Annotated in this window: 14 protein-coding genes; 13 read left to right on the top strand and 1 reads right to left on the bottom strand. The window is 52.6% G+C overall.

Annotation, left to right across the window (positions count from 1 at the left end):
- Positions 1-101: 101 nt before the first annotated feature.
- The 9 genes from AMUC_RS11775 (at position 102) to AMUC_RS11770 (ending at position 11,743) form a co-directional block, all read left to right on the top strand.
- Complete coding sequence (locus AMUC_RS11775) at positions 102-965, top strand: L,D-transpeptidase family protein (RefSeq protein WP_157738220.1); 864 nt, start codon at positions 102-104, stop codon at positions 963-965.
- Positions 943-1,584 carry a sugar O-acetyltransferase gene (locus AMUC_RS02140; protein WP_012419438.1) on the top strand — a complete coding sequence of 214 codons (642 nt, stop codon included), beginning with the start codon at positions 943-945 and terminating at the stop codon, positions 1,582-1,584. The genes AMUC_RS11775 and AMUC_RS02140 overlap by 23 nt, the downstream gene beginning before the upstream one ends.
- Positions 1,585-1,685: 101 nt before the next feature.
- The gene (gene rpsO, locus AMUC_RS02135; protein WP_012419437.1) at positions 1,686-1,940 is read left to right on the top strand and encodes a 30S ribosomal protein S15; all 255 of its coding nucleotides are present in this window, start codon (positions 1,686-1,688) and stop codon (positions 1,938-1,940) included.
- An 882-nt stretch (positions 1,941-2,822) separates the two neighbouring features.
- Positions 2,823-4,967: a polyribonucleotide nucleotidyltransferase gene (locus AMUC_RS02130; RefSeq protein ID WP_012419436.1), complete on the top strand. Its 2,145-nt coding sequence runs from the start codon at positions 2,823-2,825 to the stop codon at positions 4,965-4,967.
- Between the two features lie 283 nt (positions 4,968-5,250).
- Positions 5,251-6,585: a hemolysin family protein gene (locus tag AMUC_RS02120; RefSeq protein ID WP_012419435.1), complete on the top strand. Its 1,335-nt coding sequence runs from the start codon at positions 5,251-5,253 to the stop codon at positions 6,583-6,585.
- Positions 6,582-7,907 (top strand): hemolysin family protein, encoded by a 1,326-nt coding sequence (locus AMUC_RS02115; RefSeq protein WP_012419434.1) that lies wholly within the window; start codon positions 6,582-6,584, stop codon positions 7,905-7,907. The genes AMUC_RS02120 and AMUC_RS02115 overlap by 4 nt, the downstream gene beginning before the upstream one ends.
- A gap of 94 nt (positions 7,908-8,001) precedes the next feature.
- The gene (locus tag AMUC_RS02110) at positions 8,002-10,281 is read left to right on the top strand and encodes a tetratricopeptide repeat protein (protein ID WP_162610401.1); all 2,280 of its coding nucleotides are present in this window, start codon (positions 8,002-8,004) and stop codon (positions 10,279-10,281) included.
- A 25-nt stretch (positions 10,282-10,306) separates the two neighbouring features.
- Entirely contained in the window at positions 10,307-11,041 is a 735-nt protein-coding gene (locus tag AMUC_RS02105; RefSeq protein ID WP_161994233.1) for a thioredoxin-like domain-containing protein, read from the top strand.
- 27 nt (positions 11,042-11,068) lie between these two features.
- Positions 11,069-11,743 carry a TetR/AcrR family transcriptional regulator gene (locus tag AMUC_RS11770; protein WP_012419431.1) on the top strand — a complete coding sequence of 225 codons (675 nt, stop codon included), beginning with the start codon at positions 11,069-11,071 and terminating at the stop codon, positions 11,741-11,743.
- A 25-nt stretch (positions 11,744-11,768) separates the two neighbouring features.
- Here AMUC_RS11770 and thiE read toward each other — a convergent pair whose 3' ends face one another.
- Entirely contained in the window at positions 11,769-12,413 is a 645-nt protein-coding gene (gene thiE, locus AMUC_RS02095; protein WP_012419430.1) for a thiamine phosphate synthase, read from the bottom strand.
- Between the two features lie 87 nt (positions 12,414-12,500).
- Between thiE and AMUC_RS02090 the strand changes: the two genes are divergently transcribed.
- The 4 genes from AMUC_RS02090 to gad all read left to right on the top strand — a co-directional run bounded on the left by AMUC_RS02090 (position 12,501) and on the right by gad (position 19,724).
- Positions 12,501-13,547: a quinone-dependent dihydroorotate dehydrogenase gene (locus AMUC_RS02090; protein ID WP_012419429.1), complete on the top strand. Its 1,047-nt coding sequence runs from the start codon at positions 12,501-12,503 to the stop codon at positions 13,545-13,547.
- Between the two features lie 32 nt (positions 13,548-13,579).
- Entirely contained in the window at positions 13,580-17,104 is a 3,525-nt protein-coding gene (dnaE, locus tag AMUC_RS02085; protein WP_012419428.1) for a DNA polymerase III subunit alpha, read from the top strand.
- A 4-nt stretch (positions 17,105-17,108) separates the two neighbouring features.
- The gene (locus tag AMUC_RS02080) at positions 17,109-17,672 is read left to right on the top strand and encodes a GNAT family N-acetyltransferase (RefSeq protein WP_012419427.1); all 564 of its coding nucleotides are present in this window, start codon (positions 17,109-17,111) and stop codon (positions 17,670-17,672) included.
- 651 nt (positions 17,673-18,323) lie between these two features.
- A complete protein-coding gene (gad, locus tag AMUC_RS02075) occupies positions 18,324-19,724 on the top strand; it encodes a glutamate decarboxylase (RefSeq protein WP_012419426.1) in 1,401 nt (466 codons plus the stop codon).
- Positions 19,725-19,765: the final 41 nt, after the last annotated feature.

Genomic DNA, 19,765 nt, shown 5'->3' with positions numbered 1-19,765 from the left:
AAGGAAAAGAGATTTTTTTGATTGATAGTTGACAGTTTTGTCAAAAAGCGGTTCTTTTTTCCGGCCTCCAGCTGTCTAACGCAGTGATGCGACTTATTGAGATGAAATTATCCCTTTTCCATCCGTTGGTTTCCTGCCTGTGTGTTCCGTTTTTGTTTTCGTCCTGCGGTACCACGGGAAGGGAGCTTTCCCCTGTCCCCTCTTCCCATATTCCGGTAGAAGAAATGACGGGGTATTTTGAAGAAACGGGAACTATTCCGGGGCACCTGCTCAAGTGGGAAGATGATCCGTCGCTGCCCGGAAAGCTGCTGGTCGTAGTGGATAAGAAAAAGCAGATGATGTATATCTACCGGGGGACGCACCGCATTGCGTATGCCCCCATCAGTTCCGGAAGAAGTTCCGGCATGACGCCCTCCGGCTACTTCCTCATTGCTTCCAAGGAGGAAGACCATCATTCCTATTACGGTGCGTTTATTAACGCTGACGGAGAATTGCGGGATGGGGATATACGAAGGGATTCCCCCCGTCCCGGCGAGAGGTTTGAACCTGCCAAGATGCCCTATTTCATGAGAGTGAACGGGGCTGTAGGAATTCATGAAGGGTACTTGCCCGGTCATCCATCCTCCCATGGATGTATCCGTGTTCCCCACTTGATTGCGAAAAATCTCTTTGAAATAGCTCCCGTAGGAACCCGTGTGGTTGTCAGGGATGGAAACTGGAATATTCACGAGCTTCAACAAAAGCCGTCCGGAATGTTCCGGACGGTGCACAAGCCTGCTGCCCCGGTGGCTGGCGCAAATTCAGCTTCCTCTGGAAAGAAGGAACTTGTAAAATCGGAAACGTCCGTAAAAAAAGATGCCGCCGCCATGCCGTCTGTTGGAGAACAGAAAAACGGGCAGCTGCCTTTTTCTGAGGCGGACGCTGTGACCCCCTCTTCATCCAATGGCCTCGAAGGACTGGAATAACATGCTGTCCGGGCGTTTATATCATGCCCAGGATTCTGAATTGGCTGCCGCCCGGCTCAGGGCGCGCCGGCTTGTTTTCCGTTATAACCAGTCCGCTCCGGAAAATGAAAGCCTGCGCCGGGAATTGGCCCGGGAGCTTTTCGGCCAAATGGGAGAGGGGTGTTATCTGGAACCTCCGCTGCGTTGTGATTACGGCTCCAATATACGGCTGGGGGACCGCGTGTATGTCAATTTCAACCTCGTGGTGCTGGACTGCGCTGCCGTTACCATTGGCAATGACGTGCTGATAGGTCCCAACGTGGGCATTTATACTGCCGGGCATCCCGTAGACCCGGGGCTGAGACGGCAGGGGCTGGAATTTGCTCTGCCCATTACCATTGAGGATGGAGTATGGATAGGCGGTCATGCGGTGATTGCCCCGGGCGTGCGTATTGGGAGAAATTCCGTGATAGGCGCGGGCAGCGTGGTGACGAAGGACATCCCCGCCAATGTAGTGGCCGTGGGTAATCCCTGCCGTGTGGTTCGCCCCGTGACGGAAAAGGACCGCGAAGTCTGGGACACCGGGGAAAATGGAGAGGGGCCGCTTTCCCAGGGACCGAAGGCAAATTCCCCGGGATGACGAAATTTGAATTGCTTTTGGGGCTGGATGATGCATAGTTGGCGCCCTCACAGTGTCGATTAGCCGCTGCCACGAGCTAAATACATTCAAGGAAAACACTTATGAGTAACGAAATCAATTTGCAGGAATTCAAGATGCATGAAAAGGATTCCGGTAGTTCCAGCTACCAGATTGCCCGCCTGACCCAGCGCATCGCCCACCTGACCGAACACCTGAGCACGAATAAACATGATGTTTCTTCCCGCCGCGGGTTGTTGAAGATGGTGGCTCTGCGCCGCAAGCTTCTTGATTACGTCAAGCGTGAAGATATGGCCCAGTACCAGAGTCTGATCCAGCGTCTTGGCCTTCGCCGCTAAAAGGCGGAGCATATTCCCGTTTGATTCGGCCGTTGCGGTTTTCCGCAGCGGCCGTTGTTTTTATGGGAGGGGCTGGCATGGTAGCGTTGTCATGGAAGGGGGGCATGGCGGGTGACTGTGGATTTGTGTTTTGGTCAGGAGAGTTTGAAAGGCCTGTCTTTTTGTGAAAGAAGATATTCTGGAGTGTGGAGATTGTTTTTGTTGGCATGACTGCCCCTTTATTCCTGCGTAAATGTTTGCTGGGGACGGAAAGTCCGGTATTGCGGGTATGATGCAGCCGCGCAAAGAATAGGAAAATATGGATGAAAAAGCAGTGGGCGGCTGTTATGGGAGTCAGGCAGGAATACTCAGCCCGCCCTTAAATTCTGCATTTCCGCTCCTGTGAAGAAGGGAAGGCGGACATTTCCGGATATTTTGCTTGGAGTAATGCATTTCAATCAGGAATGCGAAGAATATTGAATGGATGAAGGTGAGATGGGAAAAATACCTTTTCTCCCCATGCGGGTGAATATTTAAAGCCCTGGAAGGAAATGGACTGCTATGGTTATCAAACTATTTGCTTGCATTATCCTTGACAGGGATTATGCTCTCATTCGACGTTCGGGGATTCGTTTCCCGAAACGTTTCTGTCGGGCATGCCTTGAGAAATTTTCGGATTTTCACAGGCTGTCAAGCCGGTAAGACTGGGCCGGAGCGTTTGATCCATCTGGGATGCGCGTCCTGCCGCGTGGACAGTATTCCCCCCTCTGTTTCTGGGAAAGGACTGTCGCGGATAACATCTTCCTGAGGCACTGCCCGTACCTGACGCCATTCAGGCTTCCCGCCCGGAGCCGGCCTGGATGGGCTGATGAGGCTGCGGGTGATTGAAAGACAAAAAATATAATGAGCATACATTCAGTTGAATGCAACGTTGGTACGAATCCTATCACGATTGAAACCGGCAAGATGGCCCGTTTGGCGGACGGTGCTGTTGTTGTCCGCAGCGGCGATACCGTCGTTCTTGTGACCGTGGTAAGCGCCACCAAAGTCAAGGAAGGGCAAACCTTCTTCCCCCTGTCCGTGGAGTACAAGGAAAAGGCCGCTGCGGCGGGTATGTTCCCCGGCGGCTATTTCAAACGCGAAGGGCGTCCCACGGAAAAGGAAATCCTGACATGCCGCATGACGGACCGCCCCCTGCGCCCGATGTTCCCCAAGGGCTACTTCTACGATACGCAGGTAATTACGCTTCTGCTCTCCGCCGATGGTGAAAACGAACCGGACATCCTGAGCATTAACGGCGCTTCCGCCGCCTGTGTCGTTTCCGATCTTCCCTTTGCCGAACCCGTAGGGGCTGTGCGTGTGGGCCGTATTGACGGACAGTTTGTTATCAATCCGACCAACTCCCAGCGTGAACATAGTCAGCTGGATCTGGTATTTGCCGGCACGAAGGATCAGGTCATCATGATTGAAGGTTCCGCTAATGAACTGCCGGAAGAAGATTTTATCGCCGCTTTGCGTGTCGCCCAGGAGAACGTGAAGGTCATTTGCGAAAAGCAGGAAGAGCTCCGCGCCGTTTGCGGTAAGGAGAAGCGCGCTTATGAACTTTGCCTTGCCAAGCCGGAATTGCTGGAAATCGGCTATGAAATTGCCGGCGATCGTATTGAGGAAGCCATTTACGCCCCTTCCAAGGTGGAGCGTCAGAAAAAAGTGGGGGCCCTGCGTGACGAAGTGGAGGCCGCCATCAAGGAACGCCATCCGGAAGCTACTGACTTTGATGTGGAACAGGTTTTTGAATATATTCAGAAAAAGGCTTTCCGCATCTCCATCATGGAAAAGGACAAGCGGGCCGATGGCCGGGCTCTCAAGCAGCTGCGCCCTCTGACTGCGGAAGTCAATGTGCTGCCTCCTGTGGTGCACGGTTCCGCGATGTTCGCCCGCGGTGAAACGATGTCCCTTTGCCTGGCGACGCTCGCTCCGATGGAAGAACGCCAGTACATGGACAATTACACGGGCAGCGTGAATGAAAAGCGTTTCATCCTGCACTACAATTTCCCGCCTTTCTCCGTGGGAGACACCGGCCGTTTCGGCGGTCAGAACCGCCGGGAAATCGGCCACGGCGCTTTGGCGGAACGTTCCATCGCTCCGGTCGTGCCTGGCGAACAGGAATTCCCGTACGCCATTCGCGTCTCTTCTGAAATCATGGAATCCAACGGTTCCACCTCCATGGCTTCCGTCTGTGCGGGCACGATGTCTCTGCTGGCGGCCGGCGTGCCCCTCAAGCGCCCTGTAGCGGGTATTTCCGTGGGCCTGGTGACGGAACAGAATGACCAGCATGAAATCACCTCTTACAAAACTCTGCTGGATATCATCGGTTCCGAAGACTTTTACGGTGATATGGACTTCAAGCTCTGCGGCACGTCGGAAGGCGTGACAGGCTACCAGCTGGACCTCAAGCTGCCCGGCATTCCCCTCTCCATATTGGAGGAAGCCATTCACGTGGCGAAAGCCGGCCGCACGGATGTTCTGAAGGTCATGAATGAAGCCATTGCAGCTCCGGCCCAGATGAGCCCGAATGCTCCCCGTATTGAGACCACCAAAATTCCCGCCGACCGCATTGGCGAACTGATCGGCCCCGGCGGCAAGAACATTAAGGCTATTCAGGCCGAATCCGGCGCCGATATCAATATCGAGGAAGATGGCACCGTGCATATTTACGCCGCCAAGCAGGAAGGCCTGGACCGTGCTCTGGAATTGGTCACCCGCATGTTCAAGACCATTGAAATCGGGGAACTGTACACCGGTAAGATTGTTTCCACGACCACCTTTGGAGCGTTTATGGAAGTGCTGCCCGGCAAGGATGGCCTGATTCATATCTCCGAACTGGCCGAAGGCCGCACCGCCAAGACGGAGGACGTCGTGAGCGTCGGAGACGTGGTGACCGCCAAGTGCATTGGTATTGACGACAAGGGACGCGTGAAAATGTCCATACGTGCCGCTTTGCGAGATGCCAAGGCTGCCGAAGCAGAAGCCGCCGGCATTACGGAATAACGTTTTTTGTTGAGCCTTTAAACTCTCAGCCCCGTTTCCGGTTATTCCGGGAACGGGGCTTTCCGGTTGCTGGAAAGATGTTTTGCAGTTGCTTCAACTGCTTGCGTGATCGCCGGAATTTTTTTACCTGTGCCGGAAGGAGAAAGTTTGGAATGCTGGAAAGGGACGGGAGGAATGGAGCTCTTTCCGCATGGCAGATTTTTTTGTTTCCCGTTCTTGACAGGATTTTTTCGGTTCCTATGATGCGGATGCCCGTTGCGTTTTACGGACACCCCTGCCATACATGATTCTTTTTGTCACTTTCGTTATTCTTTTTCTGATTCTGGTCAACGCCTTTTATGTTGCAGCAGAATTCGCCGCAGTGAGCGTACGCCGCAACATGATCCGGGAAATGGCGGAGAACGGCAGCAGGGTGGCTGTTCATCTGCTTAAGATTTTGGAAAATACAAAAGAGCTGGACCGCTACATTGCGGCTTGCCAGTTCGGCATTACCATTTCCAGCCTGGTTCTGGGCGCATACGGACAGGTTGAACTGGCCGCCTATCTGTTCCCTCTGTTTGAGCGGTTTGGTGGGATGGACTCCGTAATGGCCAATTCTGCAGCCGCTCTTGTTGTACTGATAGGCTTGACGGTTTTTCAGGTAATTCTTGGAGAATTGATGCCCAAATCCCTGGCTCTTCAGTTTCCCAAGCAGGCGGCCTTGTATACTTATTATCCCATGCGATGGACACTGGCTTTCTTCGCATGGTTCATTGACTTTCTTAATGGAAGCGGTTTGTTGCTTCTTAAACTGTTCCGGCTCCCACCTGGCGGCCATCAGCACATCCACTCCCAGCAGGAGATTAATATGCTGCTGGATGAAAGCCACCAGGGCGGGATGTTGGAGGAAGATGAGCATGAACGGCTGCACAGCGCTTTGTCCCTGGCGGAACGAACGGTGGAACAAATTATGATTCCCCGTTTTCAGCTTGTTTGCCTGGATGTGGATGCCACACAGGAAGATATTTTGAATATGATCGCAGATAGGCCTCATACCCATATTCCCGTGTATGAAGGGAACCGTGAATCTGTCATTGGCATGCTGCATATTAAAGATATGGTATCCGCTTATGCGGAAAAGGGAATTCTGCCTCCTCTCCGTTCCATGCTGAGGCAGGTGCCATGCGTGATGGAAATGCAGACGGTAGAGATGCTGATGGCCCGTTTGCGGGAAGACAGGGCCAAGGAAGCCTTTGTTCTGGATGAATACGGTAAGTTTGTGGGGCTGGTGACGCTGGAACGTCTGCTGGGAGAAATGGTGGGAGATATAGATGAGGAATTCATCCGTTCCGGGGAAAAGGTGGAAACCCTTCCGGATGGTTCCGTGCGCATCCCCGGCATGATGCGTGCCCATAAGGCGGAATGCCTGGTACCCTTTTTGATGAATGGCGCCACTACTGTGGGCGGCTGCGTGATCAAGCACATGTCCTGCATTCCGAAGGATGGGGACCGCCTGATTATTGCCGGACGCGTGCTTGTGGTGGAAAAGATGGACCATAACCGTGTTTCCTCTATCCTGCTGCTGCCTCCGGAGAGAAAGGAAAATGAATTTGCCATGGAAAGCGGGGTGGATGCATGATGACGGTTTTCATTATTCTGTTGCTGATTGTGCTGAACGGCCTGTTTGTGGCTGCAGAATTCGCGTTGCTTGGCGCTCCGCGTGCGGCATTGGAGCAGATGGGTGTGTCCGGCAACATGGTGGCGCGCCGCGTTTCCCAGATATTGAAAACGCCCCGGTTACAGGACCGCTACATTGCTACGGCGCAGCTTGGCGTCACGTTCGCCAGTCTGGGGTTGGGTATGTACGGAGAGCATGCGGTAGCCGGATGGCTTCATGAATGGTTGGCGCAGTACGGCTGGGCTTCCTGGCTGGTGGCTCATGGCGCAGCCAGCATCCTGTCTGTGGCGGTGCTGACGTACCTGCATATTGTTCTTGGGGAAATGGTGCCCAAGGCGCTGTCCCTACAGTACGCCGCAAAGCTTTGCCTCATCATTGCGATGCCCATGTACGTGATCCAGCTCTGCCTGTATCCTCTGGTAGTGGGTATGAATGCCCTGGGCAATTTCTTTCTGGGGTTGCTGGGTGTGGACCGTAATGAATCCAAGTCCCACTACCATTCTGCGGAAGAACTCCAGTATATTATTGAAGAGAGCCATGAGAACGGGGCGTTGCCGCAGGAATCCGGCCGCATCATGGACGGCTTGTTTGACCTGGATGATCTGTATGTACACCAGGTCATGACCCCGCGCGTCAGGATAGACGCCATTCCAGAAGGGGCGGAACATGAGCAGATACGGGAAATTGTGCGTCGCACTCGCCGTACGCGTTACCCTGTCTACCGCGGTGATCTGGACCATGTGGTGGGCATGGTGCATGCCCGCGATCTGTTCCGTATCATGTTCCGCAGAAAGGCTCTGACTCCTGAATACATTCATGCCATACCCAAGGTTCCCAAAACGGTGAAGTTTGACAATGTGGTGGAAATCATGAGGAAGGACAATGTGCGCCTTGCCATTATTCTGGATGAGCACGGGGGGACTTCCGGACTTTTGACCCTGACGGATGTTTTTTCCGAAGTAATGGGCTGGGACCGAGGCCGCATTAAAGTGCTAACGGAGTTGTCTAGGGATGCGGTGGGCTTCTCCTGTGACGTATCCGGTCTGGCACGCATTGAGGAATTGGGGGAGGCCATGGACATGGATTTGGAGGACGGGGAAATAGACACCGTAGGGGGCCTGATTCTTAATTTGCTGGAAGCTCCTGCGGAGGAAGGAGATACTGTCGGCTATAGAGGGCTGGAATTCAAGGTGACCCGGACGGAGAATGGCGGTGTGGAGCGCTGTACCGTGACCCGGATTACTCCCCTGATGCGGGAGGAGGTCCTGGAAGAGGAGGAATAATCTGCCGTTTACGGACTGGGCATGTCAAGGACTGTGCTGCCTGATGTAAAAGTTCCTTGGTGGAGCGCGTATGATATGGCAGAATATTTCCGCCATGTCCGCCCCTGAATCTGCTGATGCCCCTGTGAACCGCCCTTCCATGAAGAAATGGGTGGTTCTCCTCGTTGTTCTTGGGGCTTTGATCGGACTGGGCACAATGGTGAAGGCCTGGATGGACAGACGTTCTGGAGCGGCAGCGCAGCCGGTTGTTTTTTCAGGAGGCAGTGAGCACTGGGACCAGAATGAGGTGCCTATTTCCATGCAGTGCGGAGCATGTCATGAAAAGGAATTCCGTCAGTGGGCCGGTTCAGACCATGCCTGGGCATTCCGCAAACTGGGAGATCAATGGGAATCTGAAGCGTTCCATAACATGAAGCTGGACGCTCATGGCAGCATTCTCCAATTCTCTACGAATGGTCACGGGCGCATGGTCCATGACGGTCAGTCTTCAACCTCCTGGCGCGCGGAATGGGCCACAGGGAGAATTCCCCTGGTGCAGTATCTGGTTCCTGCCAAGGACGGCGGTTTTCATACCTTGAGCGCTGCATGGGACGTGAACCGCAAAGAATGGTTTGATATTTTCGGCAAGGAGTCCCGCCAGCCGGGAGACTGGGGGCACTGGACAGGACGAGGCATGAATTGGAACACGCAGTGCGCGTGGTGCCACATGTCTTTGTTCCATAAGAATTATGATCCTGTTAAAGATCGGTATGCTTCTACCTGGACGGAACCCGGAGTGACTTGCATTCAATGCCACGGCCCCCTGCTGGACAAGCCGGAGGCGGGGACGGGTTGCATGATTTCCACCAGGAACAAGCTGACGCCACAGCAGATTCATGATAACTGCGCTTCCTGCCATGCCCGGAGGGATGAATTTGATCATGATTTTGCCGTAGGTGACCGTTTTGACAATCATTTCCAACTGGTGCTTCCCGTGCAGCCCGGCGTTTTCTGGCCCAATGGCATGCAAAGGGATGAGGATTATTGCGAGACTGGTCTGAGGTTAAGCCGTATGGGCAAGGCGGGAGTGACCTGTTTGGACTGTCATGATCCGCATACGGGAACACTGAAGCTTCCTCAAGAAGATAATACGCTCTGCTTGAGGTGTCACGGTACTGGAGAAGCGGTAAACGGCGTAAAAGCTCCCGTTATTGACATGGCTACGCATACGCCATGTCCTCAGTCCAGCATGGGTGCCCGGTGTGTGGAATGCCATATGCCGGAAAGCCTGTATATGGCTCGGGACCCCCGCAGGGATCATTCTTTCAATTCTCCTGATCCTTTGCTGAGCGTAGAGTTGGGGATTCCGAATGCCTGTACCATGTGCCACGAGGAAAAAAGCAATGAATGGGCTGCGGAGGCGGTAAAGAAATATTACGGAGCTAAACCCAAAATGGCGCAGTACAGGGAACGGACCAGGGCCGTTCAGCATGCCTACGAAGGAAAGGAAGATGTTTTGCCTCTGCTTATGGAATGTTTTAAGAGGGAGGAAGTGGGTGCATGGCGCGCTACGTTATTGGATTTGATGGATGCATGGGCTCATGAACCCGCCGTCCAGGAAGTGGCCGCGGCGGCGGTTAAGGACCCGGATCCTCTGACGCGAGCCGCCGCCGCCAAAGTGATGGGGCGAGTGGGTAATCCTGCTGCGGGCAAACTTCTTAATGATCCGTTCAGGGTCGTGCGCTTGCAGGCGGAATGGGCTCTCCGGGATTCCCTGCCTCCGGACAGTCCGGGAATGAAGGAGCTTACTGCTGCCGCTTTGCACCAGGCGGACCAGCCTTCCGGAGCTATGAAGCTGGCCCAGATAGCCATTAGCCGTAAGGATGTGAAAACTGCGGAATTGTGGTTTTCCAAAGCTTTGAAATGGGATGCCACTTCATCCGTGGTGCACCGTGATTATGCCGTTTTCCTGGCTTCTCAAGGCCGCAGCCGGGAGGCGGTGGATCAGATGCAAGAGGCTGTACGCCTGGCTCCCAGGGATGCCAATCTGTGGTATCTCCTGGGACTGGGCCAGATTGAAAATAATGATGAGTCGGGAGCTTTGGAATCCTTTAACGAAGCTTTAAAAATAGAGCCTTCCTTTATTCGTGCTTTGTTTAACCGTGCTCTGTTGAATGAAAAAGTGGGCCGGCTGGAGCAGGCTTTGCAGGATTTGGAAAACTGTTCTTCCCTGGAAAAGGGAAATGCGGATATTCCTTTCACTCTTGCGGTGATGCTTTACCGCAATGGGCGGTACCGTGAGGCCGCTGCCGCTGCCGCGGAAGCCCTGCGCCGCGACCCGGGACATGCCCGGGCCAGGCAAATTTTGGAATCAGCTTCTCGACATGGAAGATAAGAAATAGTATATTAGCATTATGTGTATGAAATTTTCATCTTGGTGTATCTTATTGGCATCCACATTCATGATGGGGTCCTCTCTCTGTTGGGCGGATTCTTCCGGAGTAGCGGATGATCCTTCCCTTCGCACCTGGACTAATAAAAATACGGGCAGTACGGTGGAAGCCCGTCCAGTAGCCCTGAATATGAAGACCGTCAAATTGGTGACGACGGCTAAAAAGCCCATTACGATGCCGCTGGAAAAGCTTTCCGATGAAGATCGCGCATGGCTGGAGGAACACAAGGAAGTTATCGGCAAGCCTATTGCAGAATGGTCGTCCATGCCGTCCGGCCCTGTGGCGGAGGAGATGAAGGGAAAGACTTACATGCTTGAAAACGGCAAACTTAAAAAGAGGGACGGGAAATTGAATCCCAAGCATTTCATTTTGTATTTCAGTGCAAGCTGGTGCGGTCCTTGCTGCCGGAATGCGCCTCACAGCGTGGAGGCCTATAACAGGGTGGTAAAGGATAATCCGGATGTGGAAGTAATCATGTGCAATCTGGACCAGAACCTGGATGCCGCCCAAAAATGGGCTGCTGCCAATAACATGCCATGGCCTATCCTGTTGAAAGAGGATTTGACGGAGCTTGCCAAGAAGGTGGCTCCACGCGGTATCCCTACCATGATTCTGGTGGACAAGGACGGCAAGCCTATTCAGTCCTCCCAAAACATGGAACAGTTGGTAAAAGCCATCGGCTCAAGCCGTTCTTCCCGCTAGGCGGCGCATTGTCTGATTGTTGAGGAGATGTCTTCTACCCGCAAATCCCAGTCCGACCGTTCTGCGGAAACCAGCGGCAAAATCCTCCGTGCTGCACAGAAGCTTTTTGCCCTCAGGGGATTTAATGGCGTGACCATGAGGGCGGTCGCTTCTGAAGCAGGAGTTAATCTGGCTTCTATCGTTTACTATTTTGAGAATAAGGAGGGACTGTATCTGGCTGTTTACAGACAATATGCGGAACCTCTGATGAAAGCGCGCATGAAGATGCTGAAAGAGGCGGATCTTCATCCGTCCCTGAGGGCGTATGCCCGTGCATTTATAGAACCTGCTTTCCGGCTATTTCTGGATGAGAGCCTGGGAGGGCCGGATCATGTCCGTTTATTGTGGCGTTTGCCGCAGGAGCCGGAATATCTGGGAAGAAAAATCTATGATGAATTTTATGCTCCATCTATCCAGGAGATGATAGCAAGAATTCGGAGATTCTGTCCGTGGGATGATGAGCTTTCCTTATCTTGGCATGCGCATATCATGAGTTCCATCTTCCATGCTACGTTGGGGAAATATGTCGCGTGCATGGATCTTCAAGAAAAGGAACCGTGGATGAAGGATCAGGAGCACATTTTGCAGATGATTGTGAATACCGCCGTTTTTCTGATCTCCCGTCCGGCTCTGTCTCCGGAGGAAGAGGAAAGGCAGGGATAACATGGCTGGGGGTGTGCGTTTTTCGTTACGCTTCTCCCAGTTCTTTTCTGAGAGTTCTGACTGTTCCCGTGATGTCGGGGTGTGTAAGCAGCCAGGAAACGATGACTACCCTGTTTGCCCCCGCCTCCAGTACGGAGGGCAGTGTGTTCCCATTGATGCCGCCGATACAGAAGACAGGGAAATTTTCCGGTAGCTGTTGCTGTACGCTTGCGATGTCTTCCAGGCCAATGGCCTGTCTTCCCGGTTTGGTACCCGTGGGGAACAAGGGCCCAAACCCGATATAGTCCGCCTGCTCTCCACATGCACCCAAGGCCTGTTCAGGACTATGCGTGGACCGTCCTATAACGGCATCCTTTCCCAGCAGCCCCCTTACGGATGCCAAGTCTCCGTCATCCTGTCCCAGATGGACGCCGTCTGCGCCGATGTTCAGGGCAATTTCAGGATAATCGTTGATGATGAAAAGACAGCCGTATTTACGGCACAGGGGGGCAAGCTGGAGCCCCATATTTTCAATGTGTTCCGGGTTATGGTTTTTTGCCCTTAGCTGGAGAATGCGCAGGCCGCCTGCCAATAGTTTTTCTGTTACAGGGAGTAGTTGATGTTCAGCTGTATATCCCATATCTACAATACCGTACAGACGGCAGGATGAGAGGCATTCCTTCCTGTTCATGGCAAGGAATTGTACCGGATAAAATCATCCCGGCAAGACGCTTCCCATTCTTGACCCTAAAAGAGGGTGTGATACACTCCCCGCATTGTGTCACCCGCCTTATATTCCGCCGCTAAAAGTGTATTATTCCAAATGAATCCGGAAACTGCCCACAAGGTGACCTTGTGGGGGTTGCGCCTGGCAGAAAAGATGCGTGTACTACCTCTAGTAATGGGGGAAGTTCCTTCTGATCCTGTGGAAATCCTGGGGATGAAATTCCCCAACCGGGTGGGACTTGCCGCCGGAATGGACAAGGAAGCGGATACGGTAAGCGCTTTTGGCCAGGCCGGATTCGGTTTTGTGGAAGTGGGTACGCTGACGCCCCGGCCGCAACCGGGCAATGAAAAGCCCCGCCTGTTCCGGCTGATTCCCCAGAAAGCTATTATCAACCGGATGGGATTTAACAATGAAGGTATTGCCGCCGGAGTGGAAAACATTCGTTCCGCCACTCGTTTTCACGGTGTTCTGGGGGTCAATATCGGGAAAAATAAAATAACTCCCAATGAGGATGCCGCCCAGGATTACCTTACTTGTCTGCGTGCGGCATGGCCTGTGGCGGATTATATAGCCATTAATTTCTCTTCTCCCAATACGCCAGGCCTGCGCGACCTTCAGGCGGCGGAACCCGCTGCCCGTCTGCTGGCTTCCCTGAAATCGGAGCAATCCAACTTGGCTGCGGAAACGGGGCGCCATGTGCCCATTTTTATGAAAGTGGCTCCTGATGTGACAGATGAGCATATTGCGGAGCTCAGCCGCGTTTTTCTGGATGAGGGACTGGATGGTCTTATTGCTACGAATACGACTCTTTCCCGCGTCGGGGTAGAGGCCAATCCTCGGCATGAAGAAGCAGGCGGCCTGTCAGGCGCTCCTCTGACGGAACGGTCCACGGAAGTTATTGGAGCTTTTGCTTCCGAATTGAAAGGACGTATTCCGATCATTGGCGTTGGAGGCATTATGAACGGGGTGGACGCCGTCGCCAAAATCAAGGCTGGAGCCAGCCTGGTGCAGCTTTATACCGGCTTCGTTTATCGCGGCCCGGACCTTATCCGGGAATGCGTGGAAGCCATGAAGGCCGAATGCCCTGTTCACCGCTGATTTCCTTTATTAACCGCTTACAGGATCCATCCATGCCCGGTTCCTTCGTACACCTTCACAATCACACGGAATATTCGTTGTTGGACGGCGCAGTCCATATCAAGGACCTCATTGCTGAGTGTTCCCGCATGGGGATGCCCGCCGTTGCTGTTACGGATCACGGCAATCTGTTCGGAGCCATTGAACTGGTCATGGAGACAAACAGCCTCAATAAATCCGTGGCCGCCTGGAACAAGGAGCATCCGGAAGGACCGCAGAAGCAGGAGGTAAAGCCTATCTTTGGTTGCGAGGTTTACCTTTCCCCGACGCCCATCAGCGTGAAAAAACAGCTTCCCGGCCGCCGCAAATACACACATCTCCTTTTGCTGGCGGAAAATGAAACCGGGTGGCAGAATCTGGTTAAACTGGTGTCCCGTTCCCACTTGGAAGGCTTTTATTATAAACCCCGCGTGGATATGGAAACCCTGAGGGAATTTCATGAGGGCCTCATCTGTTGTACAGCATGCATTGCCGGACCGCTTAATGAGTGGCTGCTCAATGACCAGCCTGAAAAAGCAGAGGAAGCCCTTCTGGCGCTAAAGGATATTTTTGGGGACGACAATATTTTTGTAGAGCTTCAGGACCATGGCATGGAGGAACAGAAAAAATGCCTGCCGGAGCTGGTGCGTATCGCCCGCAAGACCAATACCCCCATTGTTGCCACCAATGACGTGCACTTCCTCAGGAAGGAAGATCACGACATGCACGATGTTCTGATTTGCATCGGAACCAACGAAAAACTGGCTTCCCCAAAACGCATGCGCTATTCCACGGAAGTGTATTTGAAATCTCCAGAGGAAATGCGGGAGGTGTTCAAGGATTATCCGGAGGCCGTGGAAAATACGTTGAAAATTGCGGAACGGTGCAATGTTGCCATCAAACTGGATTCCACCAGTACAGAGAAATACCCCGAATTCGGCACGCCGGACGGGTCGTCGCGCGAAGAATACCTGCGTAAAGTATGCTATAAGGGGCTGGAAGAACGGTACGGAAAGGAACGTGTAGCTGCAGATAAGGAATTGCGCGATCGTCTGGATTATGAACTTGGAATTATCAACCAGTTGAAATTTCCCTCCTATTTCCTGATTACGGCGGATTTCATCAACTGGGCCAAGGATCATGACATTCCCGTAGGTCCCGGTCGCGGTTCTGCAGCCGGTTCCTTGGTGGCTTATGCCATGAAAATCACGAACATAGATCCTCTGAGATTCGGATTAATCTTTGAACGTTTCCTAAATCCGGAACGCGTCAGCCCTCCGGATATTGATATTGACTTTTGCCAGACACGCCGGCCGGAAGTAATTGATTATGTTCGGCAGAAATACGGAGAGCGCGCTGTTTCCCACATTATTACGTACGGCACCATGGGGGCCAAGTCCGTACTCAGGGATGTAGCCCGTGTGATGGATATGTCCTATGCGGACGGGGACCGTATTTCCAAACTTATCGAAACCGGCCCCAAGGTGACTCTTCAGTCCAGCTACAAGAGTAACGAGGAGCTGAGGGAGTTGATTGCCTCTGATGAGGGGTATGCGGAATTGTGGGGGTACGCGACCCGCCTGGAAGGCTTGATCCGCAACGTGGGGGTACATGCGGCAGGTGTTGTGATCGGTGACCGTCCCCTGGACGAGCATGTGGCCCTTACCCGTGACGATCTGTCCGATCCTCATGCCGCTGTCGTCGCCCAGTGCGACATGAGCGCGATTTATGAAGTGGGGCTTTTGAAGATGGACTTCCTGGGTTTGAAAACCCTGACCGTCATGCATGATGCGGAGCAATACGCCCGCTGGCGCGTGCCGGAGTTCAAACTGGATTCCGTCCCTCTGGATGACCGGGAAACCCTGGACTTGCTGAACAGGGGGGATACGATGGGGGTTTTCCAATTGGAATCCGGCGGTATGGTGGACACTTGCCGCCGTTACGGGATTCAGAAAATTGAAGACATCATTGACTTGCTGGCTCTTTACCGACCGGGAGCCATGCAGTTTATGGATGAAATGATTGAAGTGAAGAAGGGACTGCGCCAGGTGGAGTATGAGCATCCTTTGCTGGAACAGGTCAGTGGGGAAACCTACGGCGTGATGATCTACCAGGAACAGGTGCAGGCGGCGGCCAAGCTGCTGGCCGGCTATACGCTTGGCGGGGCCGACCTTCTGCGGCGCGCCATGGGCAAGAAAGACCCGGCGAAGATGGCCAAGGAAAAGGCCCACTTTGTGGAAGGATGCTGGAAAACAAACCAGATTGATGAAAAAACGGCTACAGCTATCTTTGACAAGATTGAAAAATTCGCCGGGTATGGTTTTAATAAATCCCACTCCGCTTGCTACGGGCATATTTCCTACTGGACGGCCTATCTCAAGGCCCACTTCCCTGTGGAATTCCTCTGCGGGCTGATGTCTAATGAGGCGAACAATGACAAAATCGGAGTGTTCATTCAGGAAGCCAATCGCATGGGTATTGAGATCCTGCCTCCCGATGTGAATAAATCCATGCTCAAGTTCACTCCTGAGAAAATGCCCTCCGGCAAGCTGGCCGTGCGTTATGGGCTGGCGGCCATTAAGAACGTGGGAGAGGGGGCTATGCAGATTCTTCTGGAAGAAAGAGAGAAGAATGGGGAATTTTCCAGTATGGAGGACATTTGTAACAGGCTGGATTCCAAATCTGTCAACAAAAAGATTCTGGAATCCCTGATTCGTGCGGGAGCGCTGGACTGGACGCTGGAGCCGCGTTGTGTTCTGTTCGAACGTGTGGACCTGGCCCTCAGCGGAGCTTCCCAGGTACATAAGGATAAGGCTCTGGGGCAGGGGTCTCTGTTTGACATGACCTTTGAAGCGCCCAGGGTGAAGGATGAACCTGCCGTTCCAGAGTGGTCCAAGGAGCAGCGTATGGGAGATGAAAAGGATCTGTTGGGCGCTTATTTTTGCGGCCATCCCCTGGACTCCATGCGCGGTGTCATTGATGCGGAAAAATATACCCGCATAGGACTCATTGACACGCTGGAACCACACGAACTCAAGCAGAAGCACCAGATTGCCGGCATGGTTCGTTCCGTCACCCCCAAAATCAGCAAGGCCGGTAGAAAATTCGCCATTCTGACGTTGGAAGATTTTACCGGCAGCATAGAAGTGTTGTTGTGGTCGGATGTTTATGAAAAGGCTCAGGAAATGGAGGGAGGCTTGGAGCCGGGCGTTTTCGTCTCCGTGCGAGCCAACATCCGGGAGGATGACCGTACATCCTCCAAAAGCGTGGCTGCCCAGAGCATTGACCCACTTGGAGGCAAAAAGCGCAAATCCAAATCCGGGGATCAGGGGCCTCTGAATATCATTGTCAGTCCCCTCCGCCACACGAGAAAAAATCTGGAACAGATACGGGATATTCTAAAAAGGTATCCCGGTCGTTCCAAAGTCAATCTCACCATCAAGGACAGCCTGGGCCATAGCCAAATTCTGGAACTGGATGAACGGTTTCGCGTGAATCGCTGCCCGGAGCTGGAAACAGAGCTTTCCATGTACAACTAAGGCCATGCCGGGAGGAAAACTGTCATTGCCGGAATCTGAACGCCTGGTGTTACGGGAGTGGCGGGAAAAAGACTGGCCTTTTTTTGCGGCTATGAACGCCAATCCCCAGGTGATGCGTTTTTTTCCCGGTGTCATGACGGAAAAGGATTCTCTTTCCATGTGGAACCGTATACGGAAAGAACTGGATGAAAGAGGGTATGGATTGTACGCAGTGGAATTGAAACATTCCGGTTCCTTGATCGGACTTCTCGGCTTTCATTGGGCTGATTTTGAAGCGGACTTTACACCGTGTGTGGAAATAGGCTGGAGGCTTGTGCCGGAAGCCTGGGGGTACGGATACGCTACGGAAGGCGCCCGTGCATGCCTGAAACATGGTTTTGCACGATTCGGCTTTGACAGGGTATATTCTTTTACTGCTTGCGTGAATTTCCCTTCACAAGCTGTGATGCAACGTGTTGGAATGCGAAAAATAGCGGAATTCAATCATCCCAAAGTAGCTCCGGATTCCATTCTTTATCCGCATGTACTTTATGTGAAGGATACCTTCCGGAAAATTGAACGGGAGTAATCTTGAAGGAATGCCACCTGTTGACCGGGTAAAAAGTGCAGGGAGGGGGAGAAGGTACCTCTGCTGCCAGCCGTGGCTTAAAAGGGTGTAACTTGCCACGGCATTAACCCGGTATAGGTTGGGTATTTCTTCCCCCTGTCTGCACCAGAAGTTGCTCATCAGGAAAAGCGGGGAAGATTCCACGATGTTGGTTTTATTATTGTGCAGCAGTTTTTTTGATGGAAATTCGGGTTAATCCGTATTTTTCCCTTTCTGAAAATGCGCATGCACGCCTCAGCATCAGGAACCGTAAAAGTCCGTGACACAGTTTTTTCCAATGGATGTTGTATTGTTAAGATAGGGGGTAACACATTATCCCGTCTGGGAATTGCATCCGAAAACGTCCGTTTCTCTTAACTGTCATAATATGGAGATGTCATACATAAAGTTATCTGGAGATATTGGCGAGTTTTTATAAAGATATTTGCAATTAAATAATTTTTAGTCATCAATGAATGATGAAATAAATCTCGACTCTGTGTTTTTCCGGGAAAATTATACCTAGGATAATGACAATGGAAATATGAACGCTTTTATTCTCGGGTGCTTCTATCCTTCATGCGGGTTGCCTTTCACGGTTGGCCCGGAAACGATGAAACAATAGATACCGTCATGTTTGATCCAAATCAAAAACCCGATACAGCCCGGGCGGAAAATTCCATTTTCGGTTCTCCGGAAGCAGATAACCTTCTCCCCAAGGATGAGTTCCCGGATTATGCAATGCGCGCGGAGGACGCTTTCCAATTGGTGTCCGATGAATTGATGCTGGACGGCAATGCCCGCCAGAATCTTGCAACCTTCTGCCAGACCTGGGATGAAAAGCAGGTCAGGATGCTGATGAATCTCAGCATTAACAAGAACATGATTGACAAGGATGAATATCCCCAGACAGCCGCTATTGAGATGCGTTGCGCTGCCATTATTGCCAATCTTTGGAATGCCAGCCAGAATGAAAAGCCTATTGGTTGTTCCACTATCGGTTCCAGTGAAGCATGCATGCTTGGAGGCATGGCCGCCCTGTGGCGCTGGAGAGCCCGCCGGAAAGCCGCCGGCAAACCCATTGACAAGCCCAACCTGGTATGCGGCCCTGTCCAAATCTGCTGGCACAAGTTCTGCCGCTATTGGGATATTGAAATGCGTGAAATCCCGATGGTGCCCGGAAAATGGAAGATGGATGTTGACCGGATGCTGGAACAGATTGATGAGAACACCATCGTTGTGGTTCCCACGTTCGGAGTGACCTATACGGGTGCTTATGAATTGCCGGCGGAGATTGCCAAGGCCCTGGATGATTATGAAAACAAGACCGGCATCAGCGTTGACATCCATGTAGATGGAGCCAGCGGCGGTTTCCTTGCTCCGTTCTGCGCCCCGGATCTTGTCTTTGACTTCCGCATTCCCCGCGTCAAGTCCATCAGTGCTTCCGGCCATAAATACGGATTGGCTCCGCTCGGAGTGGGCTGGGTCGTTTGGAGAGATATTTCCGAACTGCCTGAAGGGTTGATCTTCAATGTCAACTATCTTGGCGGGGAAATTCCCAATTTTGCCATTAACTTCTCACGACCGGCCGGACAGATTATCTGCCAGTATTATGATTTCATCCGACTGGGCAAGGAAGGCTATACGAACATCCATACACAGGCCTACGAAGTAGCGAAGTACATTTCAGATGAGCTTTCCAAACTGGGGCCGTATGAATTCATTTGTACGGGCGATCCGGAAAAAGGTATTCCCGCCGTCTGCTTCTTCATCAAGGATGGAGCCCGTGCGAACTACACGCTCTTTGACCTTTCGGACAAGCTGAGAACCCGCGGTTGGCAGGTGCCCGCCTTCACGCTCCCTGCCAACTGTCAGGATACGGTGGTGATGCGCGTCATGGTTCGCCAGGGCTTCTCCAAAGATTTGGCAGACCTGTTCCTGGAAGACTACAAGCGCATGCTCTCTTTCTTCGAGAAACACCCGGTCTCTTCTCCGATGACGGCGGAAGAAGGAACGGCTTTCCACCATTCCTGATGGAAGAAGCTCTGCTGAGCGATTTTTGTTGGATGAATAAG

It is taken from the genome of Akkermansia muciniphila ATCC BAA-835 (assembly GCF_000020225.1).
GTDB classification, from domain to species: Bacteria; Verrucomicrobiota; Verrucomicrobiia; order Verrucomicrobiales; family Akkermansiaceae; genus Akkermansia; species Akkermansia muciniphila.
The sequence above is the reverse complement of the archived record's forward strand: the minus strand, read 5'-3'. Positions and strand labels throughout refer to the sequence as shown.